We start from the raw sequence: 23,362 nt of genomic DNA, 5'->3' as shown, positions 1-23,362 counted from the left end.
TCACGTCCCCGTCGGCCGGGCCAGGTCACCGCAACGCCAGTCGGTCGAGTGCCTGGGCCGGCGTGTCGTGGCTCGACCGGCTGGCGTTCGGGTGCATGAACGCGGCGAGCCATGCCGCGTCGTGCTCGACGAAGCCGAGCAGCGCGGAACCGCGGGTGTGCTGCCACGTCAGGCCGAGGAAGTACAGACCAGGAACCCCGGTGACACCGCGCTGGTGCACCACCTGCCCGTCAGCGAGCAAACCGGGGACCTGGATCCAGGAGTAGTCGGACCGGAACCCGGTCGCCCAGATCACCGTGGTCGGCGCCTCGCGATGGCCGTCGGCGAAAAGCATGCCGTCCCGCGTGGTGCCGGTGACCCGGGGTCGGATCGAGACGCCCCGGCGGCGCACCGCCTTGAGGGAGGACCCGATGACCAGGTCGCCGCCGGCCTGCATCCGCTTCGCCAACCGGGAGTCGGCGGTCTTGGCGAGCAGCTTCAGCTTGGTCAGCCACCAGAACAGGTCCCGGCCGAGGAGCCGTTGCGGCAAGGCGAGGGCTGTGGAGCCGACGGCCAGGGTGACCTCGTGGTCGCCGGCGAGCTCAGCGGCGATCTGCAGGCCGCTGTTGCCGGCGCCGACCACGACCACGGGCCCGCGGGGGATCTGGTTGGGGTTGCGATACTCGGCGCTGTGCAGCTGCACCACCCCGGAGGCCAGCTCACCGGCCATCGTCGGCACGACCGGGCGCTGGAACGGCCCGGTTGCGACCACGACCTGCCGGGCGTGCAGCACGCCCTGGGTGGTGTGCACGGCGAACCGGCCTTGCTGCTGCTCGAGCCGGGTGACGGCGGTGCCGAGGAGCACGGGCAGCTCGAAGCGGGCAGCGTACGCGGCGAGGTAGTCCGCGACATGGTCCTTGGTCGGGTAGGTGTCGGCGGCGGCGGGGAACGCCATGCCGGGCAGGGAGTCGTACTGCGCCGGGGAGAACAGTCGAAGGGAGTCCCACCGGTTGCGCCAGGTGTGGCCGAGCTCCGGGGCGGCGTCCAGGACCAGGAACCGGCGACCCTGGTGGGCCAGGTGCCAGGCAAGCGCCAGCCCGGCCTGCCCGGCTCCGATGACGATGACGTCGAGCGTGTTGTCGCCGGCGTCGGCCGTCCGGCCGTAGTCGCTCGGTGCGTCGGATTCGGTGTCGGACGTGGCGTGGCGGGTGGCGTACAAGGTGGGGCTCCGTGTGAGTTGGGGCGGCGTTGGGACGTGGGGCGGGGCCGGCTTGATCAGGTTGCGCGGAAGCTGGGTGTGTTCACCGAGGGACTGAGCTGTGGTGGTGGGTCGCGGCGGACCGGGCGCGCCGGTGCTAGGCAGGTCGGTCATCCGTAGGCCTGCTCGGCGTCGGTCTCGCCGGGCCGTGCTCGGCTTCGGGCGGCTGCGCTGGCTGCAGCGGCTCCGTCGACGCCGTCCCCGGCATCGAGTCTGGTCAAGTGGCCGCCGGCGCCGGGGAGGGCGGCCAGGGCGTCGGCTGCGGTCATCGTGCCGGTGAGCGTGACGTGGGACCGGGCCGCGTCCACCGTCACGGTCTGCACGCCGGGGACATCACGCAGCCTGGCCGTCACCTCGCGAACGCAGCGGCGACAGCCCATGTCGGGTACGAACAATTCCAGGACCGTCATGGCGGCCTCCTTCGCGGCTCGGGCTGATACCCGCAGCCTGCGACGAGCCGCTGTCCACTCGCTGTCCGCTCGCCGGTAGACCGGCATGGGGACGGCGGCGTTGGGGTCAGGCGGTGACCTCGAAGTTGAACATCATCCCGTTCTCGTGGTGCTCGGCGATGTGACAGTGAGCCATCCAGTGCCCGGGGCTGGTGACGTCGAGCAGGATGTCGACGGTCTCCCCCGTCCTGAGGAGCACGGTGTCCTTCCACACCAGGTTCGACTCGATCACCCCGTCCCGGCTGAGGATTAGGAAGCGGCCGGCGGCGTGGATGTGGAACGGGTGGTGCATCGGGTGGTCGCCACCCATCTCGTTCACCAGCCGAATCTTGACCTGGTCCCCGACTCGGAGCGTCCAGTTGATGTCGTGGTTCACCGCGTCCGTGGCCGTGTCGATGATCTTCCACTGCATGTTCGCCTGAGTGGTGATGCGGTTGACCTCGACCATGTCGTCTTCCCACTCGATCCCGTCCGCGGCCCCGTGGCTGTGACCGTGGCCGTTCCGCTGGGCGTCACCGTGGACGTGCCCATCGCCGTCGCCCGGGCCATCCCCCGAGCCATCCCCCTGGTGGTCCCCGTGCTGGTGGCCATGTGCACCGGCATGCGGGTCGCCGTGTGCTTCGCCGTGCATCTCGCCGTGCGAGCCGTCCGCGTGATGGTCGTGGCTGTCGGTGGGCCCGTCGCTATGGGAGTCGCCGGTGACCTGGTTGATCAACTGGAGCGGGAGCAGCTTCATCGCGCACTTGGGACAGTGCCCGGGCGTCTGGCTGACCACCTCAGGGTGCATCGGGCAGCCGTACAGCACCACATCGGTGCCCTCGGGTGGAGCGAAGTCCATGACCGCGGTGAGCACCAGCGTCTTGTCCGGGGGAGCGGCGAGGTAGGGCTCAACATGGGCGCGTAGCGCGACCATCTCCTCGTTGGTCCGCAGCTGCCCGAACTCTCCCTCAAGTGCGGGCCGGGCGGGATCGCCGGTCACTGTGATGGTCGCGAGCGGGAAGGTCCGGTCCGGAGTCCGGTGCTCCAGCGTCAGCGCCCCGGCGTCCGCAAACAGTACGTCGACCACGGCCCGTTCCGAGGGCCCGAGCACGACGTCGTCGACGAGTTCCTCTTGCTCGACGCGTCCGCTGTCGCCACCGACGAGCTTCATCCGCGCTCCGGGCACGGCGACCTTGAACACGCGGGTGTTTGCAGTGTTCACCAGGTAGAACCGCACCACTTCACCGGGGGCAGCGGTCAGCGTCAGCTGGTCATGGCCGTTGATCAGCATGACGTTGCCGAACCGGCCCATCGCCGCATGAGTTGGTTCGTTGCGGTCGAACGGAGCCACCGCGCCGTCCTCGACCAACAGGTCGTCCAAGGTGAGCAGCAGGTCGCGGTGGCAGGCGGGCCAGTAGTCGGGGTCGGGCGGGTCGACGATCACCCCGCCGTACAGCCCCATCTCCAGGCCGTAGTCGGTGCGGATGTGGGGGTGGTACCAGTACACGCCAGGGTCGGGGAAGGTGATCCGGGCCTGGTAGGAGTCGCCGACCTCGACGGGGTGCTGGGTCAGGTCGGTGCCGTCGTACCGGTTGTCCAGGCGCAGCCCGTGCCAGTGCACGGTGGTCTCCAGGTCGCCACGATTGGTGATGTCGACCAGCACCTCGGCTCCCTCCTGGACGCAGAGGGTGGGCCCGGGCACGGATCGGTTGTACGCCAGCATCCGCAGCCTGTTACCTGCGACCTGCTTGGCCACCGGTTCCACCGTCAGCGCGAAACGGTCACCCGGTTGCAGCCGCACCAGCTCCGTCGCGCCGGCCTCGGGCAGGCCGGCCAAGTCGCTGCTGAACACGTCGTTGGTCGATGCCATGGCGTACCTCCACAGACGAGAGACACCCAGCACAGACCGCCTCACGCACGCTGCACAAGGGCCCAACGGCGCCTCACGCGAAAGGTGAGGGCACAACGAACGCGAAGCCGGGTTTCGCCGGGCAGGGGGCCCTTCGGCCTGCGTCTTCCTCGGGCGTGCGACGTCAGACTCGGTGGTACCGGCAGACGTGCCGGACGGTCGCCGCCCGCAGCCGGCCGACTTCCGGCAGGAGACGCAGATGAAGGATGACGACGTCACGATCGGGTCCGCCGCTTGGGTGCAGCGGAGCAGCGGCCGGCTCACTCCTGCTGAACGCCGAGGGCTGATGCTGCCGCTGGCCCGCACTCACCTCACCAACGCAGCGGGACGATTCCGGCTGGCCGTGGGCCTGCATTCCGGCCGTCACGCTCACCTGCCTCCGGCGCGTCTCGCGCCGCCGACCACGGTGCTCACCCGCGCTGCGGAGCAGCGTGCCCGCGAGGTCCTTCCGGTGGTTCTGCTCAACCACAGCTACCGCACCTACGTCTTTGGACGTGCGCTCGGGGAGCTGGAAGGCGTCGACGTCGATGCTGAGCTGCTGTTCGCTAGCGCGCTGCTGCACGACGTCGGCTTGGTGGACCCACCGGAGCGGGCCGACTTCACCTTGACCTCGCTGCGTGTCGCGGGCGAGGTCGCCGAGCAGGTCGGCTTGTCGAGCGCGGCAACCGAGACTGTGCAGACCGCCATCACCATGCACTACACCCCCGGCGTCACCCGCGACGTCGGCCCGGTGGCCTACCTCCTCGCGTCCGGTGCGGGTCTCGATGTCGCCGGGCTGCGGTCGTGGGAGCTGCCGTCGGCCACCATCACGGAAACGGTGCGCGAGCACCCCCGCGCCGGCTTCAAGTCCGCATTCACCGACGCGTTCCGCCAGGAGGCCGCCCGGGTTCCGGAGGGCCGCGCCCAACTGCTGCACCGTTGGGGGGCCTTCGCGGCCGCGATCCGGTTCGCTCCGTTCACCGAGTAGCTCTCCACAACGCCACCCGGGCGCACGTCCGCGGGTGTCGCGAGGGGCTCAGATGGGTCATCGGGGGCAGAACGGCCTGGGCGGTTGGGCGGGGCCGCAGTCAGGCCGGTGGACAGCGGACGGACAGCCGACGGCCAGCGGGCGCCGTGACGCTCGTTGCACCCGCCGGCTCCGCCGGTCCCGCCCTTGATGGAGGTCACCATGTCGACGCAGGCCCACACCCGTCCGTTCCGCACCAGCCGCACCCGCCAGATCCCAGCGGCGGCCCGGGGCACCCTCAGCCGATACGGGTCACGGCGCCGCGATGCCGCCTACGCCGCCCGCGTCGACTACACGGCCGGCCTGGTGTCCCTGCGCAGCCGCTGAACCGACGAACAGTCCACGTCTCGCTCTCACTGGGATCCACGCCGGGTCGGTGACCCCTGCAGCAGCGACCACGGCGAAGACGCCGCCACCCCAACGACGATCACGCGCGGGCGGACGCCGGCCACGCTGAACCCGACGTAGACCGCGGCGATGAACGCCAGCCCCACTGCGCACACGGTCGCGGCTGTCAGCCACCAAAGCCGGGGGAGACAAGACCTGGAGCGCTCCGCCCACCCGCTTTCCAACCTCTCCAGCAGGCGTGATGATGGGCGGAGTGAGGTGGGGGCTGTCGACCTGAAGGGCGGCGCTATGACCAATCGAAGTTCCGACGCCCCCCGGAGTCCCGTGACTCTGCGCCGCTTCGCCCGGGGCGTGCGCGGCGTGGGGCTGTCAGGCGTGATGGTGGCGGGGACGGCCGCCGCCGGGATGTTCACCTCGATGCGGACGGCGTTCCCGCGTCCACCCACCCTGGCCCCGGCCGAGGGCTGGCCGCCGGCCAGGCCAGTTCCGGAGGGTCGGCTGGCGGTCGCGGTGGTGCTGGGGGCGAGCGGGTCGGTCATCACCGATGCGCTCGGGCCCTACGAGGTCTTCGCCCGCTCAGCCCGGTTCTTCGTCTACGCGGTCTCGGCCAGCCAACCGACCGCGATGCTATCGGGTGGGCTGGCCGCGGTCCCCGACTACTCGCTGGACGACGTCGACGCGGGCGTCGCGCCCGAACCCGATGTGGTCGTGGTCCCGGCCGTGACCGCCCCCAACGGCAACGGGGAAGCAGCCCTGCGCGAATGGCTCAGCCGCCGGGTCGACCAGGGAGCCCACTTGCTGGGAGTGTGCAACGGCGGCCGACTGCTGGCAGCCGCGGGCCTACTTGATGGTCGCCGGGCGACCGCGCACTGGTCGGCCATCAGCGGCCTGCAGCGGCGTCGTCCTCAGGTGGATTGGGTCCGCGGCCAGCGCTATGTCCATGACGGCACCCTCACCACCACCGCCGGAGTGACCTCGGGGGTATTCGGCGCCCTGCGGCTGGTCGAGCAGATGGCCGGGTCCGACGAGGCCCAACGGGTCGGCCAGGAGCTCGGCTACCCGGGCTGGTCGCTGCACGGCCCCACCGGCATCCCCGCGCAGCGCTGGGCGCCGCGGGATCTGGCGCTTGTGCTGGCGGTGGTCTTTCCGTGGTTGCGACCAACGGTCGGTGTCGGCCTGGTCGAGGGGGTCGGCGAGCTGACGGTCGCTGCCCCCTTCGAGGTTTACTCCGCCTCGTTTGTCGCCCGCACGGTCCCGATCGCCGCCACCGCCACCGTTTCCACACGTCATGGGCTGCGCGTGGTCGCGGCCCCCGCCGACGCCGGCGCCCCCCGGATCGACCGGCTGGTGGTGCCTGGCGTCGCCTCCATCGAGGAGGTCGACTCGCGGCTGCTGGAGTGGGCCGCCGAGCGTGGCCTCAACGTCGAGCTCCCCAACGGTGGGCAGGCGGCGGGCCAGTTCAGCTACGACGCGATGCTGGCTGATCTGGCCGGTCACAGCGACCAGACCACCGCGCGGGTCACCGCCAAGTCCATCGAGTACCCCACCGAGCAGCTCGAGCTGGCCGGGACCGGCTGGCCGTGGCGGCCAACCACCCTGCTGGCCCTCAGCGCCACCGCCAGCATCGCCGTTGCGGTGCTGCCCGCGGCCGCCGCCCGGCGAAGCCGCCGATGAGGCGCCCACCGGGCTCGATCCTTGCCGCCGGGCGCGGCCGCACCGCTCAGCCGTCCAGTCCCGCGCCCGTCAGGAGGGCGGCCGCGATCGAGGCCGCCACGACGATGTCGACGACGGCGCAGAACGGCGGCCACCAGCGGGTGTTGTCGACGTAGCGGGTCCGGTGTTGCCAGAAGTCCTTGGCCGCGTGGCCGGCGAACCCGGCCACCAGGATCCACACCGAGCCGGTGACTCCTGCTGCCGCGACGACCGTGAAGGCTCCGGCCACGACGCATTCGACGGCGATCACGCGCGGGCGGCCATCGGCCACGCTGAACCCGACGTAGACCGCTGCGATGAACGCCAATCCCATCGCGTACACGGTCGCGGGCGTCAGCCACCACAAGCCGAAGGGCGACAAGACCTGCAGCACTCCGACCACGAACCCGGCCAGAAGAGGACCGCGCAGATCACGCACACTGCCCACGCTGTGGCCGTTGTCCCGGTCCTCGTGCCGCTCGTTGCGCACAGCCATCAGGCGTCACCTCCGCACGCCTGCATGCTGCCACCCCGGCCGCCATGACGTCGGGCTACCGCTAACACCCCGTGGCCACGCATCGGCGGCCAGCACGACCTTCACTGGTTCCTGCCCTTGCTCCCAGCCGCGGGCTCGTTCGCCGGTCCCTCGAGGAACCGGATGAGCTCACCGACGGTGTGGTGCCGGTGGAGCGGGTGCCGCAGCGGGAGCTCGTCATGGACGACGTAGGTGTTGCGGCGCCCGACCCGAGTCCTGGTCAGGTAGCCCGCGTCGACCAGGTCGTTGACGATCGACGCCGCAGCGCGCTCGGTGATCCCAACGTCGGCCGCGATGTCCCGCAGCCGCAACGTGGGGTCCGCGGCGATGCGCTCCAGGACATGTGCGTGGTTGGTGAGGAACCGCCACCTGAAGTCCCCAATACCTACGGGTTGTTGCATGAATCAGATGGTAGTAGTTTCGGTGGGTCACCGGTACGCCGTGGCAGCCGTCACGACCTGCCGATGTCGAAAGGCGAGGTCGGCACGGGGGCGGGGCTCGCCACCACGCCAACGCGAAGAAGCGCGCCATGACTCTCTTCTCCCGAGACCCGTCCTCGCCGGTGCTGTCGGCGACGACCCCTACCGCTCCGGCCGCCGACCAGCACCCAGCCACGGACCCGCGCCCCGCGCCTCGAGGGCGCCTCGGCTGGATCGTGGCCGCGTCGTTGACGGTCGGGGTCCTCGCCGCGATGCTGCTGGTCGCCGCGCCGTTCATCCCGGTCACCGAACCGGCGATCACCGGCGCGGTCCTCATCGGGTTCGCACTCGGGTGGACCCTGCTGTGGCTGCTGTCCCGCCGGTTCACCGACCAGCCGCAACACTGGGCCGCGGCCCCCGCCCTGTTCATGGGAGCCGGCGGGTTGCTGCTGCTCGCGTTCGGCTCACCGATGCGGCAGGTGCTCTCCTGGATCTGGCCACCGGTGCTGCAGGCCCTGGCGGTCTGGATGGTGATCCGCGTGCACCGCGACATGCGCAGCCGCGCCGGCCGGGTCCAGCTCTACGCCGTGTTCACGATCCTGGCCGTGTGCGCGGTCGGCGGTGGCTGGCAGACGGTGAGCTCAGCCACCGAGACCAACCCCTATCTGACCTCCGGTCGCCTCATCGACGTCGGCGGACACCAGATGCACCTGAGCTGCACCGGCTCCGGATCCCCGACCGTCGTCCTCGAACCCGGCGCCGGCGGCACTTCGGCGAGCATGGGATGGGTCGCCCCCGCCGTCGCGAAACAGACCCGGGTCTGCGTCTACGACCGCGCCGGCCGCGGGGGAAGCGAACCCGCCGGCGTCCCTCAGGACGGCGCCCGGGTCGCCACCGACCTGCACGCGCTGCTCCACGAGGCAGGCGTCCCCGCCCCCTACGTGCTGGCGGGGCACTCCTTCGGCGGGCTGTACGTGCGCACCTTCGCCGCGCACTACCCCGACGAGGTCGCCGGCCTGGTCCTCATCGACTCCACCGCCTCCCAAGAGCCGGCGAAGTCCGTCATCCCCGCTGAGGACGACAGCTCCTATGACGGTGTTGGCCGGTTCGCCACCCTGGTGTCCCTCTCGGCCCGCATCGGGCTGACGCAGCTGTACGGCGAACTGGTGCCCGGCACCCTCCCGCCCCGCTCCGAGGAGATGCTGAAGTACGACACCGCGCAGGCGAGCACCGTGCGCAGCGTCGTCGAGGAGTACCTGCGCGGCGGCGGGGCCCGGGAAGCCGCCACGCTGACCGACTTCGGTGACAAGCCGCTGTTCGTGCTCACCGCCGGGGAGGGGCACCCGCCGTCATGGTTCACCGACCAGGAGGAGTCGGCCACGTTGTCGACCAACAGCGTGCACGAGGTCGTCGAGGGCGCCACCCATCAAGGGCTCGAGGACGAGGAGCAGTATGCCGCCCACGTCACCCAAGCCGTCCGCGACGTCGTCACCTCCGTCCGTACCGGCCAGCAGCTGAACACCGACGGCCGAGGAACGTAATCACCGCACCCCGGACCGGCGACCGAGTCTGAGAACCGAACCACCACCAGGAGGGAGTTCCTCATGAACGCACGCAGCAACGTCGCCGCACCGGACATCGTCATCACCACCGGGATCCGATGCGGAGCGCGACGATGAGCGCCGGGAACCCACCCGTCGGCCCCGGCGCCGCGACCGGCACGGACCGGCGCACGATGCGAGCCATCACCCAAGATCGATACGGCCACGCGGAGGTTCTCCGGCTCGCTCAGGTGCCCAGGCCAACCGTCGGCGACGACCAGATTCTGATCCGGGTGCACGCGGCGGGCCTCGACCGCGGCACCGAACACTTGATGACCGGCAAGCCCTATGCGGCGCGGCTCGGGTTCGGCGTCCGCCGTCCGAGGAATCCGGTGCCCGGCCGTGACGTCGCGGGCACCGTCGTCGACGTGGGCGCCGGGGTGCCCCGGTTCTCCCCGGGCGATGAGGTGTACGGCGTGGCGCCGGGCGCGTTCGCCGAGTACGCCGTCACCACCCCCGACAAGCTCGCACCCAAGCCAGCCAACGTGAGCTTTGCCGAAGCGGCCGTGGTGCCGATCTCGGCTGGCACCGCACACCAGGCGCTAACCCGCGCCAAGGTCCAGCCTGGCCAGTCGGTGCTGGTCACCGGCGCCTCCGGCGGGGTCGGCAGCTACGCCGTCCAGCTCGCCCGCACGTCGGGCGCGGAGGTGACCGGCGTGTGCAGCAGCGCTAAGCTCGCCTACGTCACCGGACTCGGCGCGCATCACGTGCTGGACTACACGACGCGCGACTGGGCCGACGGCACCCGCCGGTACGACGTCATCCTGGACATCGCCGGCAACCCGCCCATCCGTCGCCTGCGCCGGGCGCTGACCCCGAAGGGGACGGTCGTGTTCGTCGGCGGCGAGCGCGCCGGCAACGTCACCGGCATGAGCCGGCAACTACGCGGCGCACTCCTCTCACCGTTCCTCGGCCAACGCCTTGTGCTGTTCCTGGCCCTTGAACGCGGCGCTGACTACGAGCACCTCACCCGGCTCATCGAGACAGGCCAGCTCACCCCCACCCTCGACCGCACCTACCCGCTCGACCAGGCACGCGACGCGATGCGGCTCCTGGAGGAAGGAGAGATCCGCGGCAAAGTCGCCATCCGCGTGTGAGCGACGACCTCCCTGCCCGGCGTGCACGTCAACCGGGAGAAGCGTCCATCAACGCACCCCGCCCAGCTCACCGAAACACCCGATCACCCCATCACGGCTGAGGATCAGGAAGCGGCCAGCAGCATGGATGCGGAACGGATGGTGCATCGGGTGGTCGCCGGAAGGTCCAGTCGATGTCGTGATTCACGGCGTCGGTCGCCGCGTCGATGAGCTCCCACTGAGGGAGCCAGATCCGGTGAAGGTAGCTCTCCGACGCCCGGCCGCCGAGTACGGACACACCCAGTCATGGCCCCGCCGATCGAGCCAGTGCGCCCGCACATGGCGGTCAGACAGTGCCGGCGACAGCGTCCACGTCGCGGCGTTCGTGCGGCGGTGCCGGCCGGTGGGATCGCGTCCGGATGTCGGTCGCCCCAGACAGCAGTTCCACGCCCCGAGGCCGGTCGCCCCGGGCGGCGGCGATCTGGGCGAGCCCCTCGAGGGCCGAGGCCGTCACGGCCGGCTCCCCGGTCCGCCGACCGATCTCCAGTGCCTGCTCGTAGCCGGCGGTCGCAGCCTCCAGGTCACCGTCGGCTTCGTCGCAACGCGCCACCCCGTTCAGCGCCACCCCTTCCATCACCGGGGTCGCCAGACCGTGGAACCCATCCACCGCGGCGGCGTAGTAGCGACGTGCTGCCGCCCAGTCCCGGCCGACGTGAGCAAGGAGGCCGTAGCCGTATCCGGCGAGGACCTCCCCAGCGCCGTCACCAACCTCGACGGAGGCGGCGGCGGCCTCGTCGAAGAGGCGTTGGGCGGCGTCGAGCTCACCCAGGTGCACCTTCTCGATGCCGAGATCGGCCAACGCCCACTGCACGGTGTTCCACAACCCCGCACCTCGGGCGACGTCGATCGCCTCCTCCAGAGCGCGGGCCGCTTCGTCGAACCGGCCGACCTGCCGCAGCCCCCACCCCAGGTGGTACAGGGTGGCGGAGAGTCCCCACGGGTCATCGAGCTGGCGGAACGCGGCGGTCGTGGTCCGGCTCAGGCGGACGGCGGTATCGACGTCGCCGGCCTTCATCGCGGTCTCCATGCGGATGAACCCGATTACCGCCGGGCCCCACGGGTCTCCATCGCGGCGGAACTGCTCCTCCGCCGCGGCCAGCAGGCTCCGGGACCGGTCCGGCTCGGCTCCGGTGACTCCCTCGACCGCGAGGAGGACACGGGACAGGGCGGCGTGCCAGTCGTCGCCCAGCTCCTCGAACAGGCTCAGGCTCTCGGCCGCGGTCTCGGCGCACCGAGGACTGGGATGGGCCAGGCACCCGCGGGGCCGTTCGACGATGGACACCGCCTGCAGCGCCAGAGCGCGCGCGGCGGGTGAGCCGCCTCCCCCGGTCACCAGCCGGGACAGCACCTGCCGTCCTTCGAGGTGGCGGCCGAGGTGCCAGAACATCCCGAGGGAGCCGGCCATCGTCAGCGCCGCGTCCCGGTCCCCGTCGGGTCCGCTGAAGAACGCCAGGGCGGCGTGGATGTTCGGTTGTTCCTCGCGCAGCATCCGCAGCGTCTGGCGTTGCTCGTGGCCCCGGAGTGCGACCTCGGCGCGTGCGACGACGTCGCGGAAGTAGTTGGCGTGCCGACGCGCCACCTCGCTGACCTGGCCGGACGTGGCGAGCCGTTCGGCGGCGTACTGGCGCAACGTCTCCAGCATCCGGTACCGGGTGGTGGGGCCCGGTTCAACCACCAGCATCGACCGCTCGACCAGCCGACCGATGGTGTCCAGGACCTCACCGGGCCGCGACGCCTCGTCACCAACGACGGCCTCGGCCGACATCAGCGTCCATCCCCCTTGGAAGATGGAGAGCCGGTCGAAGACCTGTTGCTCGGTCTCGCGCAGCAGCTGGTAGCTCCAGTCGACCGCGGCGCGCAGGGTCTGCTGCCGCGCCTCGGCGGTACGCGCCCCGGTGGTGAGCAGCGCGAACCGATCGGCGAGCCGCTGCGACACCTCGGTCGGCGACATCGAGGAAACCCGGGCGGCGGCGAGCTCGAGGGCCAGCGGGATGCCGTCGAGGGCGCGCGTGATGTCCCCGATCGCAGCAAGGTCGGAGACGTCGAACACCAGTCCGGGCCGGACCGCGCGGGCCCGTTCGGCCAACAGCTGCGCCGCCGGGTAGCCGAGCACCCGCTCGGGCCGGGTCTGTGCCGGCGGGGTTTCCAACGGGCCCACGGTCACTTGCACCTCGTCGGGAATGGCGAGCGCTTCGCGGCTGGTCGCCATCACGGTGACGTCGGGGCAGCGGCTGAGGATGTCCTCGATCAGCGCTGCCGCGGCGTCGACGACGTGCTCGCAGTTGTCGAACAGCAGCAGCATGCGCCGCCGGCTCAGGTAGGCGATCAGCCGGTCCCGGAGGTCGCGGATCGCGGCGGCCCCGTCCATCGGCATGCCCACCGCGTCGGCGACCGCGACCGGCACCTGCTCGCCGGTGTTGACCGACGCCAACCGGACCCCGTACGCGCCGTCGGGGTAGGTGCCGGCGGCGCGGACGACGGTGGCGAGCGCCAACGACGTCTTCCCGGCGCCCCCCGGCCCGATCAGCGACAGCAGCCGCACACCGTCGAGGAGCTCGGCGATGGAGTCCAGCAGCTCATCGCGGCCGATCAGCGGCCGGAGCACGGTGGGCAGGTTCGTCGACGCCGTCCGGTCCTCCGCGCCGCGCGGCCGGTGCCCTGGCATCGAGGGGGGGACCGCCGCCGGAGCGCTGGAAGGGACACTGGCCGCACCAGTGGGAGACGAGGTGGACGGCCCCCCGGGTTGAGCCGGTGGCCCGGGTGCCGTGATGGTCGCGGGCGCGGCGGGGGTGGTCGCGGCGCCGAGGGTGCTCGAGGCCGGGCCGCCGGTCGTGGTCTGCGCAGGTGCGACGTCGTGCTGACCACCGAGGGTGGCATCTTGACGCAGCACCCGTTCGTGCAGTGACCGCAACGACACCGACGGCTCCAGACCCAGGGACTCGTCGAGAACCTCCCGGGTGCGGGTGTACACGTCTAGGGCATCGGCCTGCCGGCCGCTGCGGTACAGCGCCAACATCAGCAGCCCCGCGAGCGACTCCAACGTCGGGTCCTGGGTGACCAGAGGTTCGAGGTCACCGATCACTTCCAGGTGCCGCCCCAACGCAAGCGCCACCTGCGCGCGTTCGGTCAACGCCGAGAGACGAAGCTCGGTGAGCCGGGCGGCTTCGGCGGTGGCCCACTGCTCGGTGACGAAGTCGCTGAGCGGCTCACCGCGCCACAACGCGAGTGCCTCGTCGTAGGCCTGCATATGCATCGGGTGTATCCCGCCGTTGTCGGCGGCGTTCGCGGCGGCGGCCCGTGCCTCCCGGACCTGCTCGGCGAAGGCCACGGCGTCGACCGACGAGGGGTCGATGGTGGCGCGGTACCCGACACCTTCGCGGGTGACGACGTCACCCACGTCGATCGCCTTCAGCGCCCGGCGGAGCTTAGAGACCCGGATCTGCAGCGCGTTCATCGGGTCGACCGGCAGCGTGGACTCCGACCACAACCGGTCGACGAGCATCGTGGCCGGGATGGTGCGCCCGGGGTTGAGCAGCAGCTGGGCGAGCAGAGCTCGTTCCGCGGTGCCGGGCAGCTTGACCGGCGAGCCACCGACGGTGACCTCCATCGGCCCAAGCAGCCCGTATCGCACGTCGTTCACGGCAGTCCCATCCGCAGGTCGACTTCATCGTGCTCCGGGGCCAGCTCGTGGAGCAATGCCCAGACGTCTACGCCGCGCCATCGTATGGCCCACGATCCCGGGACTGCAGTCACAAACATGTCGGTGCCGCCTGCCGGACCGACGAAATCGGGTTGCTGACGAAGGCCGGGGAGTCCGTCACGCCGCCGGCCCGCCCACGGGTGGGCGGGCCGGCGGTGTGTCTGCGGCGGCGTGTGGGGGCCGGCGCCGTTGCCGACCCCCACGAGGCTCAGGCTGCGGCGTGCTCCGGCTCCCCGGTCGCGTCGGGCGACTGCTCGTCGGGCTGCGGCGGGGTCCGCAGCCACACCGAGGACAGGACAGCGCCGGCGGCGGCGATCCCGGCGGCGCCGAGCAGCCCGGCGGAGAACCCGTCAGTGAGAGCGACGGTGTTCCCGGCTTGGTCGGCGCCGAACGCGGCCGCAAGTGCGGTCATCGCGGCCAGCCCGAGCGCGGAGCCGACCTGGTAGTTGGTGCTCACGATGCCCGAGGCGAGACCGCCCTCCTCGGGGGCGGCCGAGGACAGCGCCGTCCCGAGGGAGGGGATGAACGCCATCGCCATGCCGGCCGCGGCGAGCAGGCTGGCGGGCAGCACGTCGACGCTGAAACTGCCGTCCGGGCGGATGAGCGACAACCAGAGCAGGCCGCCGGCCAAGGTCGCGTGCCCGGTGACCGTCATCGTCTTGGGGCCGAAGCGAGCGATGAGGCGCGGGGCGGCACCGATCATGCCGACCATGATGGTGACTGTCAGCGGCAGCAGCGCCGCGCCGCTGGCGAAGGCGCCCAGTCCGAGGACCTGCTGCAGGTACAGGTTGAGGAAGAAGAACATCGGGATCCACGCCGCCCCGAGCAGGAACTGGGCGGCGTTGGCGGCGGCAAGGTTCGGTGCGGTGAAGATGCCGAGCCGCATCAGCGGCTCCCGCAGCCGTGCCTGCAGAGCAACGAAGATCCCGAGCAGCGCCAGCCCGCCGAGCCCGGCGGCCAGGGTCGCCGCGGAGGTCCAGCCGGCCTGCGGGGCGCGCACCACGGCGAACACCACCGCGGCGAGCCCAGTGGTGACGGTGGCGGCGCTGGTGAGGCTCAGGTGACCGTGGCGCGTCATTCCGGCGGGGAGCACCGCACGGGTCACGCCAAGCACGATGACGGCCAGGGGCACGTTGACGAAGAACACCCATGGCCACGAGGCGTACTCAGTGAGCAGGCCGCCGAGGAACACCCCGGCCGTACCTCCAGCGGGTGCGGCGGCGCCGTACAGCGCCAACGCTCGTGTGAGCTCCTTCGGCGAGGACCCGAAGCACATGAACAGCAGCGTCAGCGCGGCCGGTGCGATCAGTGCAGACCCGGCGCCCTGGACGGCGCGGCCGGCGAGCTCGACGGGGACGTTTCCGGCGAACCCCGCCATCAGCGACCCGGCGGCCAGGATGACCCACCCCAGGGTGAAGATGCGGCGGGCGCCGAACAGGTCCGAGAGCCGACCGCCGAGCAGCAGCAGCCCGCCGAACGCGACGACGTAGGCGTTGAACACCCAGGAGAGCCCCTGGGGGGTGAACCCGAGGTCGTGCTGCATCTTCGGCAGCGCGACACCGATGATGGAGGTGTCCATGATGACCATGAACTGCGCTGCGGCGATGACCCCGAGAGCAAGCCAGCGGCGGCTCCTTCGGGTTTCTTCGGTGGGATGCGTTGTAGACATGAAGTGCCCTTCTGTGGTGACGACCCAGCCTTCGTCGGCTGGGCGGCCAACCTCAGGGCAATGACTTGCCAACCGCTGTCCTACCGCTGTCGTCGTCGTCGGTGTCGCCGCTCGCGTTGTCGGTGGCGAACTTCAACTCGGGTCGGTAGGTGGTGCCGGTGAACGCGGCCACCACGTCGGCGAGCCGCATGGAGCCGGAGAGTCGGACCATGCAGTCGCTCGGGTCGGCGGTGACCGTTTCCACCCCGGCGACGTCGCGGAGCCGCGCGGTCACTTCGCGCACGCAGCGGCGGCGGCTCATGCCGTCGACGAACAGGTTGAGCTGACGCATGACGGGCTCGCTTTCGGCACTTCTTCGGCTCTGATGCGCTTCAGGCTGCGCGGCCGTGCTGTCCGCACGCTGTCCGGCCCCAGCGATGCAGCTCCTCCCTGACTGACGTCAGGCCGACTTCGGTCGCACCTGGTTTCGGTTGCCCGGGTGGCAGCAGCACTCGCCGTCGCGTCATGCGGGTGGGCCGCCAGGTGCTGGCCGGCAAGTGTCGCGACGCCGCTGTCCGACCCCTGGCCGGGGTGGACAGCGGCTGGACAGGGCGGGGCAAGGCCGCTGGCTGAGCGTGAGGTCATCACCCAGCGGCCCGGAGCCTCCGGACCAACCGACAAGAAGTAGATGAAGGAAGTGTTCGAGATGGCGGCCTCACGGTTCATCGAAGAAGAGTCCGGCAGCTACACCAACCGGATCCGGCACCCGCACAACGGCTACTACGCCGGCGACTTCTCGCAAATGTTCCGCTCTGGGTCCGAACGCAGAGCCCATGTTGTGACCGTCTTCTCCGACGCGATCCCGGCCATCTGACCGGCGTGGAGGACCGCCGTCTGCGTCCACGCTCGACAGGCCAAGCAAACCAACCGATCAAGGAGACGCGATGAGCGCCCAGACCCAACCGACCAGCCACCCGCACGACCCAGCCCACACCCCTGACGGGCCAGGCACACCTCGGACGACCCCGGCCACCGGACAGCGGCGCTCGGCTGGGCGCACCATCGTCGCCTCGATCGTCGCCGGCGCCGCCGCCGCGCTGCTGCTCGCACTCGTCGTGTTCGCAGGCGGCACGGAGGCCACCATCACGGGGGCGCTGCTGCTCGGGTTCGGCCTGGGTTGGACGCTGCTGGCCACTCTCACTGTGCGCCGCACCGGGCAGCCGCAGCGGTGGGCGGCCGTCCCGGCGGTCGCGATGGGGGCCACGGGCGCCGCGCTGGTGGCCTTCTCCCCCGGTGGGCAGACGATGACCGCGCTGAACTGGGTCTGGCCGCCGCTCATGCTCGCGCTGACGGTGTGGATGGTCGTCCAGATGCGCCGCTCGGTGACCAGGAAGGCGCGCTGGGTGCTCACCTCCGTGCTTGCGGTGCTGGCCCTTGCCTCGATCGGCGCCAGCTACAACAACGTCGCGGGCACCACCAACGAGCTGGCCGCCGCCCCGGGGACGTTGTACGACGTCGGCGGTCACCGGCTGCACCTGGACTGCTACGGCGAGGGCTCCCCCACCGTGGTGCTCTCCAACGGGCTTGGCGGGTCCTCGGCGTCCTGGGCACGGATCACCGGCCCCGTGGCGACGACCACCCGGGTCTGCGCCTACGACCGCGCCGGACAGGGCTGGAGCGAGGAGGCTGCGAGTCCCCGGGACGGCGTCCAGTCGGCTGAAGAGCTGCACACCCTGCTGGCTGAGGCCGGTGAGCGCGGCCCGTACGTGCTGGTCGGGCACTCCACCGGCGGAACGTACGCGATGACCTACGCCGCCCAGTACCCCGAGCAGGTGGCCGGTCTGGTGCTGCTGGACAGCTCGAGCCCGGACCAGTTCGCCCGGATGCCCGCCTTCTCCGGCCAGTACGCCATGATGTGCCGCGCGTTCTCGCTGCTGCCGACCCTGAGCCGGCTGGGCCTGGGGCAGCTAGCCCCTGGAACCTCCCACCTGCCGGCTGCGGACGCCGAGATCGTCGACGCGCTGTCGTCGGCGCCGAAGGCGTACCGGAACCAGCGCGACGAGGTCTCGGTCATCCCCGAGGTGTTCTCCCAGGCCCAGGCGCTCAGCACGTTCGGTGACCGGCCGCTTGCCGTGTTGACCGCGTCCGCGACCAGCACGAACACCGAAGGGTGGGTCGCCGCCCAGGACGCGCTCGCCGCGCTGTCACCGAACGCGATCCACAGCACTGTCGACTCCAGCCACGAAGGGCTGCTCGAGGACGTCGACCCCGCCGCCGCGTCGGTCCGCGCGATCACCGAGGTCATCTCCTCGGTCCGCACCGGGACCCCGCTCACCTCCCGCTGAGACGACAGGAGCGTCCGATGACCGCCCGCACCGTCCCCACCGCCTTCACCGGGTTCACGGTCGCAGCGGTGCTGGTGCTGGTGCATGTCGTCGACGAGGCGCTGCTCCGGGTTCCGGCCGGTGTCGGGTGGCAGCCCCGCGTCGCGAGCTCGGCGGTGCTGGTCGGGCTCGTCGCTCTCGGCACCGCGGCGTTCCGCAGCAGGCGGCCATGGCTGTCCTCGCTGGTCGCCTCCATCCTGGGAACCGTCGCGTCCGCGCACGGCGCGACCCATCTGCTGCACGCGACGCAGACCCACGTCGACGGGGCCGACGTGACCGGCACCGGGATGCTGCTCGGCGGCGTCGGGCTCCTGGTGCTTGCGGCCGCAGCACTCGTGCGGCGCCCTCGCTCAGCGGGCGGTCGCGCCGCACGCGTCGTCCGGCACGGGGTCACCGCCCTGGCCGCGGCGACGGTGAGCCTCACTGTTCTGGTCCCGGTCGCGGTCGGCACGGTGCAGGTCCACCTCCCGCGTCGAGCGCCGGCCCCGCCGCCCGCAATCTCGTTCGGTCGGGTCGAGCTGCACACGACCGACGACGTCCGGCTCGCCGCCTGGTACCACCCGTCGGCGAACGGCGCGGCCGTCGTGCTGCTCAGCACCGCGCGAGGCGACCACCCGGCCGTGGACGCCCACGCCCGGATGCTCGCCGACAACGGCTACGGCGTCCTGGTCTACGACGCCCGGGGCACCGGCGCCAGCGATGGCGTCCCCAACGGGTGGGGCTGGACCTGGGGACCGGACGTCGACGCCGCCCTGGACTACCTCGCGGCCCGCCCCGACGTCGAGAACGGCATCGGGCTCCTGGGACTCTCCACCGGCGCGGACGTCGCCCTCGAGGTCGCCGCCCACGACCCCCGCGTCGACGCCGTCGTCGCCGACGGCGCAACCGCACAGGGGTTCGCCGACCGGCCCGACGGCGCACTGACCGCGCTCTCGTTGTTGCCGATGTACGCCACCGCCCGAGCGCTCACCGGCGAGCACGCACAGCCACCGCTCACCCACGCCGCCACCGCCATCGCACCCCGCCCGGTGCTGCTGATCGCCGGCGGCTCGATCGAGCAGGAGCTCGCCCTCAACGCCAGGTACGCCCACGCCGGAGGACCTACCACCACCCTGTGGCCACTCCCCGACACCGCCCACACCGCCGGACTCGCCGAACGGCCCACCGAGTACACCCGGCGGGTCCTGACCCACTTCGACGGCGCCCTCCTGCCCGCTCCCAGCCCGGCCGGGTGAGCAGCCGCCACCCTGCACACCCCTGCAAGACCGCACGACCGCACAAGAAGCACCACCACAGATGAATCACTCACCCGAAGGAGCACGACATGTCTGCACTGCTGTACCGCATCGGACGTGGCGCCGGGCGCCACCCGTGGCGGGTCCTCGCCCTCTGGTTGGCCGCCGCCCTGATCGCGCTGGCCGCCAACTCCGCGATCGGTGGCGACACCGACGACACCTTCCGCCTCCCCGGTGCCGAGTCCCAAGTCGGCGCCGACCTGCTGAAAGACCGGTTCCCCCAGCAGACCCTGTACACCTCCAACGTCGTCCTCCACGACGACCGCGGCCTGGACCGCCCACCGGTGCGCAACGCCATCGAGACGGCCGTCGCGGCGCTGGCCGACGGGCCGCACGTCGTCTCGGTCACCAACCCGTTCGACCCACGTGGACCCACCCTCAGCGAGGACGGGACCACGGCGATCGCGACCATCGGGTACGACACCGAGACGACCGGCGCCGAGGCGCTGGAAGCCGCCGACGACGCGGTGGCGCCGCTGCGTGAGGCCGGCGTCCAGGTCGAGTACGACGGCGCCCTCGGCTACGCCACCGCCACCGAAGAGGAGGGCAGCGAAACCCTCGGCCTCCTGATCGCCGTCGTCGTCCTCGTCGTCGTGTTCGGTTCGCTGGTCGCGATGAGCCTCCCGATCGGCGTCACCCTGCTCGCCACCCTGATTGGCACCAGCGTCCTGGGCGTCCTCGCCGGCGCCTTTCCCGTCCCCGAGATCGCGAACGTCATCGGACTGATGCTCGGCTTGGGCGTCGGCATCGACTACGCGCTGTTCATCCTCAGCCGGCACCGGCAGAACCTCGAGGCCGGCATGGGCGTGCCGGACGCGATCGGCCGGGCCAACGCCACCGCTGGGCTCTCGGTGCTGTTCGCCGGCAGCACCGTCGTCCTGGCCATCGCCGGCGTCCAGGTCTCGGGCATCCCGATGCTCGCCATGATGGGCTGGGGCGCGGCGATCATGGTCGCGGTCACGATGCTCGCCGCGCTGACGCTGCTCCCGGCGCTGCTAGGCATCCTCAAGACCCGGGTGAACAGCCTCAAGGTCCCGCTGCTGGGGCGTCACACGACCCGCGAAGGCGTCACGGTCCGGTGGGTGCGCGCCGTCGTCGCCCGGCCGGTGGTCTTCGGGCTCGCTGCCGCCGCGATCCTGGTCACCCTCGCGGTGCCGGCTCTCTCGATGCGGCTCGCGTTCCCTGACGCCGGCAACGACCCCGAGCACGCCACCACCCGGCAGGCCTACGATCTCATCGCCGACGCCTACGGTCCCGGCACCAACGGTCCCCTGCTCGTCGTCCTCGACGGCGACGACCAGCCGGTCCCCGCGACGGTTGCCGACAACGTCCGGGCGACCACCGCCGCACTTCCCGGGGTCGCGGCGGTCTCCGCCCCCGTCCTCAACGACGCAGGCGACCTCGCCGTGCTCACCCTGACCCCGACCACCTCACCCCAGGACGAGGACACCGCCCTCCTGCTGGACCAGCTGCGCGACCGGACGTTGCCCGACCTGACCAATGAGCACGAGGTGACGGCCTTCGTCACCGGCGGCACCGCGCTCACCGTCGACGTCTCCACCAGGCTGGCGGACCGGATGCCGTTGTTCCTCGCCGTGGTCATCGGGCTCTCGTTCCTGCTGCTGGCCATGGTGTTCCGCTCGATCCTGGTGCCGGTAAAGGCTGCGGTGCTGAACCTGCTCGCCATCGGCGCCTCCTACGGCGTCGTGGTCGCGATCTTCCAGTGGGGCTGGGCCGCCGACCTCATCGGCGTCCACAGCGAGATGCCGATCATGCCCTTGGCGCCGATGCTGATGTTCGCGATCCTGTTCGGCCTCTCGATGGACTACGAGGTCTTCCTCCTCAGCCGCGTCCGCGAGCAGTACCAGCGCCATCACGACGCCCACCGCGCCGTCCTGGAAGGAGTCGGCGCCACCGGACGCATCATCACCAGCGCCGCGGTCATCATGATCGCGATCTTCGCCGCCTTCATCCTCGCCACCGACGCCACCACCAAGCTCTTCGGTGTGGGTCTGTCGATCGCGGTGCTGCTCGACGTCACCCTCGGCCGCATGGTGCTCGTTCCCGCCGCGATGGCGCTGCTCGGCGACCGCGCCTGGTGGCTTCCCCGGTGGCTGAAGCGGTGGATGCCGGCAGTCGACCTCGACCCTCACGACGATGCCGAGCCGGACAACGGCCGCTCAACCGAGCCGCTCGCCGGGGGCCCGGCCATCGGCCACTACCACCACGCCGGGCTCACCGGAGGGGCGCACCGATGATCGAAGGGACTGAGGACTGACCTCTATTTGGGTCGCTGCCGATGCACCAGCATGTTGATCTCAGGCCGTCGGCGCACGTGTGGTGGCGCCTCCGGAAGGCACGCCGCCAGCCCCAGGAGTGACGGGGCTGGCGGCGGTGTCTGCGGCCTGCGCCGTGATGGGGAGCGACTCGTGAGGTCGTCGGCGCACGTCATGGTGCCCACGGTGGCGAGTGGCGGCTTTTCCGAGGCAGGCGAAGCGGCACCACGGTTCGGCGTCCTTCCGGTCCGCACAACTGGCCTGCGCCGGTCGGAGGCGCCGGCCGCGGCATCGCCCCCAGCGCACGTTCCAAGAGTTCTGGAGACGGTCACGAACTCGGACCAGGCAATTTCTCGTGCCCAGCTTCGGGCTGCCTGCGCGTGAAGATGTACACACGGTTGCGGCCGTTTGGAAGCACCAGCCTTGACATGCGCCGGTCGAAACGCATGACGAAGTCACTCTGATTCTGATACGCCTGCCAGTCGCTGGCGTCAGCGTCTGCGCTACTTGTGATGACGACGAACGATTGTACGGAATCCGTCTCGAAGACGTGCCGCTCGAAATCATTTCTGGCAGGGGGCCACGAACATATCACCACCTCTGGGGCGTGACGGCGAAGTGCCCTTCGGGCGTCGAGTCGGTCGACAAGCGTCGCGTCGAAATCCACATGTGCAGACCAGCTGAAGTCGTCGGTTGCCGTTACTTCGACCCCCCGAGCACGGAGAAGACGAGCGAGGGTTCCGTCGCCTGCGCCGATCTCGAGACACTTTCGGCCGCCAATGATCCGATCGAGACCCGCGAGGAACGGGCGGCTGTAGAAGCAATAGATCCCCTGACGACGTACCAGGGGCAGCAACAGGGAGCGCTGCGGAGTCAGCGGCCACAGAAGTCGATAGGCCGCCATCGATACAGGCTTCCGCCGGAGCCCTTCCTCGAAAAAGAGGCGTTGAAGGATCCAAGCGTTCATGCGGTTGAAGCGGAGAGTTCCGCTGGCACGTCCGGTCTCGGCTCTGAGATTCTCCTGCCTCAGGATCTCGAGGAGCATCCGCCGACGCACCTCCTGTGCGACGAGGACGTGCTGGGGAGGCGCATGGCCACGCGTTGGGCGGACCGGCTTGAGCGAGTTGTGAATGTACTCGCGCAAACCTTCGCCGCCGGATCTTCCTTGCGCGGCGGCCTCCGAACGCAGGCTTTGCCACTCCCCTGGGAACCGCTCGATCAGCTCGTCGATTCCCGGCTCGGTCTCCAGCCAGGCCAGGATCTCGCCGTACCTGCGGTTGGTCACCCTCGCTCCTGTAGTGGTGTGAGTTGCTCACCGAAGTTGGCACCAATCGCGATGTCTGCTGCGCACCGGCCCGTGGCATTCACAAGACTTGCGACTCCAGATGCGGGTTGGGGTTCTGCCCTGGATCGTAGATGCGACCGGTACTCTCCTGTGCGGCCCTCGTCGTGTCGATCGTCATGCCCGCTGACGCATCGACCAAAACGATCGCGCTCGAGCACCACAGCGCCTCCGAAGGATGAGGGCCAAGTGGTCCCCGGTCTCAGACACGACGAGCCAATGTGAGAGCGCACCAGAGGCTCGGAGAAATTCGGCGCTCACATCGGGACATCTCAGCGGGCGTCCACCGAACGTGGGCACTTTGCCCTGCTGAACGCGCTCTGCGCCGCACCAGTGCCTGCACGCTAAACGACGCTCCTGGTGCTCGATGAGCAACCTCCCCCGGCCTCGTGCGATTCTGGGATTG

The 23,362-nt window shown here is 70.7% G+C and carries 19 protein-coding genes; 9 read left to right on the top strand and 10 right to left on the bottom strand.

The features are described 5' to 3' along the window. Window positions 1–25: 25 nt before the first annotated feature. From FIP57_RS20305 to FIP57_RS20295, 3 genes are all read right to left on the bottom strand, one after another. Window positions 26–1,198 carry a flavin-containing monooxygenase gene (locus FIP57_RS20305; RefSeq protein ID WP_238993631.1) on the bottom strand — a complete coding sequence of 391 codons (1,173 nt, stop codon included), beginning with the start codon at window positions 1,196–1,198 and terminating at the stop codon, window positions 26–28. A gap of 149 nt (window positions 1,199–1,347) precedes the next feature. Beyond that, on the bottom strand, window positions 1,348–1,647 hold the full coding sequence (locus FIP57_RS20300; protein WP_162529897.1) for a heavy-metal-associated domain-containing protein: 300 nt from the start codon (window positions 1,645–1,647) through the stop codon (window positions 1,348–1,350). A 106-nt stretch (window positions 1,648–1,753) separates the two neighbouring features. After that, the gene (locus FIP57_RS20295) at window positions 1,754–3,535 is read right to left on the bottom strand and encodes a multicopper oxidase family protein (protein ID WP_148575377.1); all 1,782 of its coding nucleotides are present in this window, start codon (window positions 3,533–3,535) and stop codon (window positions 1,754–1,756) included. A gap of 238 nt (window positions 3,536–3,773) precedes the next feature. Here FIP57_RS20295 and FIP57_RS20290 point away from each other — a divergent pair, with 238 nt between their 5' ends. Both FIP57_RS20290 and FIP57_RS23410 read left to right on the top strand, forming a co-directional pair. After that, the gene (locus FIP57_RS20290) at window positions 3,774–4,541 is read left to right on the top strand and encodes an HD domain-containing protein (RefSeq protein ID WP_148575376.1); all 768 of its coding nucleotides are present in this window, start codon (window positions 3,774–3,776) and stop codon (window positions 4,539–4,541) included. Between the two features lie 201 nt (window positions 4,542–4,742). Next, window positions 4,743–4,907 carry a hypothetical protein gene (locus tag FIP57_RS23410; protein WP_162529896.1) on the top strand — a complete coding sequence of 55 codons (165 nt, stop codon included), beginning with the start codon at window positions 4,743–4,745 and terminating at the stop codon, window positions 4,905–4,907. Between the two features lie 26 nt (window positions 4,908–4,933). Here the strand turns inward: FIP57_RS23410 and FIP57_RS23405 are convergent, their stop codons facing one another. Then, window positions 4,934–5,074: a hypothetical protein gene (locus FIP57_RS23405; RefSeq protein WP_162529895.1), complete on the bottom strand. Its 141-nt coding sequence runs from the start codon at window positions 5,072–5,074 to the stop codon at window positions 4,934–4,936. 178 nt (window positions 5,075–5,252) lie between these two features. On the opposite strand from FIP57_RS23405, the gene FIP57_RS20285 reads away from it, so the two are divergent. Further along, entirely contained in the window at window positions 5,253–6,602 is a 1,350-nt protein-coding gene (locus tag FIP57_RS20285) for a DJ-1/PfpI family protein (RefSeq protein WP_162529894.1), read from the top strand. A gap of 46 nt (window positions 6,603–6,648) precedes the next feature. Here FIP57_RS20285 and FIP57_RS20280 read toward each other — a convergent pair whose 3' ends face one another. Further along, the gene (locus FIP57_RS20280; RefSeq protein ID WP_148575374.1) at window positions 6,649–7,116 is read right to left on the bottom strand and encodes a hypothetical protein; all 468 of its coding nucleotides are present in this window, start codon (window positions 7,114–7,116) and stop codon (window positions 6,649–6,651) included. Between the two features lie 101 nt (window positions 7,117–7,217). After that, window positions 7,218–7,556, bottom strand: coding sequence for a helix-turn-helix transcriptional regulator (locus FIP57_RS20275; protein ID WP_148575373.1), 339 nt, complete (start codon window positions 7,554–7,556; stop codon window positions 7,218–7,220). Between the two features lie 128 nt (window positions 7,557–7,684). On the opposite strand from FIP57_RS20275, the gene FIP57_RS20270 reads away from it, so the two are divergent. Both FIP57_RS20270 and FIP57_RS20265 read left to right on the top strand, forming a co-directional pair. Further along, window positions 7,685–9,115 carry an alpha/beta fold hydrolase gene (locus FIP57_RS20270; RefSeq protein ID WP_148575372.1) on the top strand — a complete coding sequence of 477 codons (1,431 nt, stop codon included), beginning with the start codon at window positions 7,685–7,687 and terminating at the stop codon, window positions 9,113–9,115. A gap of 134 nt (window positions 9,116–9,249) precedes the next feature. Further along, on the top strand, window positions 9,250–10,272 hold the full coding sequence (locus tag FIP57_RS20265; RefSeq protein ID WP_238993630.1) for an NAD(P)-dependent alcohol dehydrogenase: 1,023 nt from the start codon (window positions 9,250–9,252) through the stop codon (window positions 10,270–10,272). A 325-nt stretch (window positions 10,273–10,597) separates the two neighbouring features. Here the strand turns inward: FIP57_RS20265 and FIP57_RS20260 are convergent, their stop codons facing one another. The 3 genes from FIP57_RS20260 to FIP57_RS20250 form a co-directional block, all read right to left on the bottom strand. After that, complete coding sequence (locus tag FIP57_RS20260; protein ID WP_148575371.1) at window positions 10,598–13,951, bottom strand: AfsR/SARP family transcriptional regulator; 3,354 nt, start codon at window positions 13,949–13,951, stop codon at window positions 10,598–10,600. A 268-nt stretch (window positions 13,952–14,219) separates the two neighbouring features. After that, entirely contained in the window at window positions 14,220–15,680 is a 1,461-nt protein-coding gene (locus FIP57_RS20255) for an MFS transporter (protein WP_148575370.1), read from the bottom strand. 52 nt (window positions 15,681–15,732) lie between these two features. Further along, the gene (locus FIP57_RS20250) at window positions 15,733–16,011 is read right to left on the bottom strand and encodes a heavy-metal-associated domain-containing protein (protein ID WP_148575369.1); all 279 of its coding nucleotides are present in this window, start codon (window positions 16,009–16,011) and stop codon (window positions 15,733–15,735) included. A 336-nt stretch (window positions 16,012–16,347) separates the two neighbouring features. On the opposite strand from FIP57_RS20250, the gene FIP57_RS20245 reads away from it, so the two are divergent. From FIP57_RS20245 to FIP57_RS20230, 4 genes are all read left to right on the top strand, one after another. After that, window positions 16,348–16,533 (top strand): hypothetical protein, encoded by a 186-nt coding sequence (locus FIP57_RS20245; RefSeq protein WP_148575368.1) that lies wholly within the window; start codon window positions 16,348–16,350, stop codon window positions 16,531–16,533. 70 nt (window positions 16,534–16,603) lie between these two features. Further along, window positions 16,604–18,004 (top strand): alpha/beta fold hydrolase, encoded by a 1,401-nt coding sequence (locus FIP57_RS20240; RefSeq protein WP_148575367.1) that lies wholly within the window; start codon window positions 16,604–16,606, stop codon window positions 18,002–18,004. A 17-nt stretch (window positions 18,005–18,021) separates the two neighbouring features. Further along, entirely contained in the window at window positions 18,022–19,278 is a 1,257-nt protein-coding gene (locus FIP57_RS20235; RefSeq protein ID WP_148575366.1) for an alpha/beta hydrolase, read from the top strand. An 89-nt stretch (window positions 19,279–19,367) separates the two neighbouring features. Further along, window positions 19,368–21,596, top strand: a complete 2,229-nt coding sequence (locus FIP57_RS20230; protein WP_148575365.1) for an MMPL family transporter — start codon at window positions 19,368–19,370, stop codon at window positions 21,594–21,596. A gap of 346 nt (window positions 21,597–21,942) precedes the next feature. Here the strand turns inward: FIP57_RS20230 and FIP57_RS20225 are convergent, their stop codons facing one another. Continuing rightward, the gene (locus FIP57_RS20225) at window positions 21,943–22,899 is read right to left on the bottom strand and encodes a class I SAM-dependent methyltransferase (protein WP_148575364.1); all 957 of its coding nucleotides are present in this window, start codon (window positions 22,897–22,899) and stop codon (window positions 21,943–21,945) included. Window positions 22,900–23,362 lie beyond the last annotated feature (463 nt).

Origin of the sequence: Nocardioides caldifontis, from assembly GCF_008087345.1 — a bacterium.
Taxonomy (GTDB): Bacteria; Actinomycetota; Actinomycetes; order Propionibacteriales; family Nocardioidaceae; genus Marmoricola_A; species Marmoricola_A caldifontis.
Note: the sequence above shows the minus strand (reverse complement) of the source record. Positions and strands in the feature narration are given on the sequence as shown.

Excerpts from the sequence above, each read along its gene's own strand:
- FIP57_RS20300 (WP_162529897.1), bottom strand. The coding sequence starts at position 1,647 with ATGACGGTCCTGGAATTGTTCGTACCCGACATGGGCTGTCGCCGCTGC.
- FIP57_RS20295 (WP_148575377.1), bottom strand. The coding sequence starts at position 3,535 with ATGGCATCGACCAACGACGTGTTCAGCAGCGACTTGGCCGGCCTGCCC.
- FIP57_RS20290 (WP_148575376.1), top strand. The coding sequence starts at position 3,774 with ATGAAGGATGACGACGTCACGATCGGGTCCGCCGCTTGGGTGCAGCGG.
- FIP57_RS23410 (WP_162529896.1), top strand. The coding sequence starts at position 4,743 with ATGTCGACGCAGGCCCACACCCGTCCGTTCCGCACCAGCCGCACCCGC.
- FIP57_RS20280 (WP_148575374.1), bottom strand. The coding sequence starts at position 7,116 with ATGGCTGTGCGCAACGAGCGGCACGAGGACCGGGACAACGGCCACAGC.
- FIP57_RS20275 (WP_148575373.1), bottom strand. The coding sequence starts at position 7,556 with ATGCAACAACCCGTAGGTATTGGGGACTTCAGGTGGCGGTTCCTCACC.
- FIP57_RS20270 (WP_148575372.1), top strand. The coding sequence starts at position 7,685 with ATGACTCTCTTCTCCCGAGACCCGTCCTCGCCGGTGCTGTCGGCGACG.
- FIP57_RS20265 (WP_238993630.1), top strand. The coding sequence starts at position 9,250 with ATGAGCGCCGGGAACCCACCCGTCGGCCCCGGCGCCGCGACCGGCACG.
- FIP57_RS20255 (WP_148575370.1), bottom strand. The coding sequence starts at position 15,680 with ATGTCTACAACGCATCCCACCGAAGAAACCCGAAGGAGCCGCCGCTGG.
- FIP57_RS20250 (WP_148575369.1), bottom strand. The coding sequence starts at position 16,011 with ATGCGTCAGCTCAACCTGTTCGTCGACGGCATGAGCCGCCGCCGCTGC.
- FIP57_RS20245 (WP_148575368.1), top strand. The coding sequence starts at position 16,348 with ATGAAGGAAGTGTTCGAGATGGCGGCCTCACGGTTCATCGAAGAAGAG.
- FIP57_RS20240 (WP_148575367.1), top strand. The coding sequence starts at position 16,604 with ATGAGCGCCCAGACCCAACCGACCAGCCACCCGCACGACCCAGCCCAC.
- FIP57_RS20235 (WP_148575366.1), top strand. The coding sequence starts at position 18,022 with ATGACCGCCCGCACCGTCCCCACCGCCTTCACCGGGTTCACGGTCGCA.
- FIP57_RS20230 (WP_148575365.1), top strand. The coding sequence starts at position 19,368 with ATGTCTGCACTGCTGTACCGCATCGGACGTGGCGCCGGGCGCCACCCG.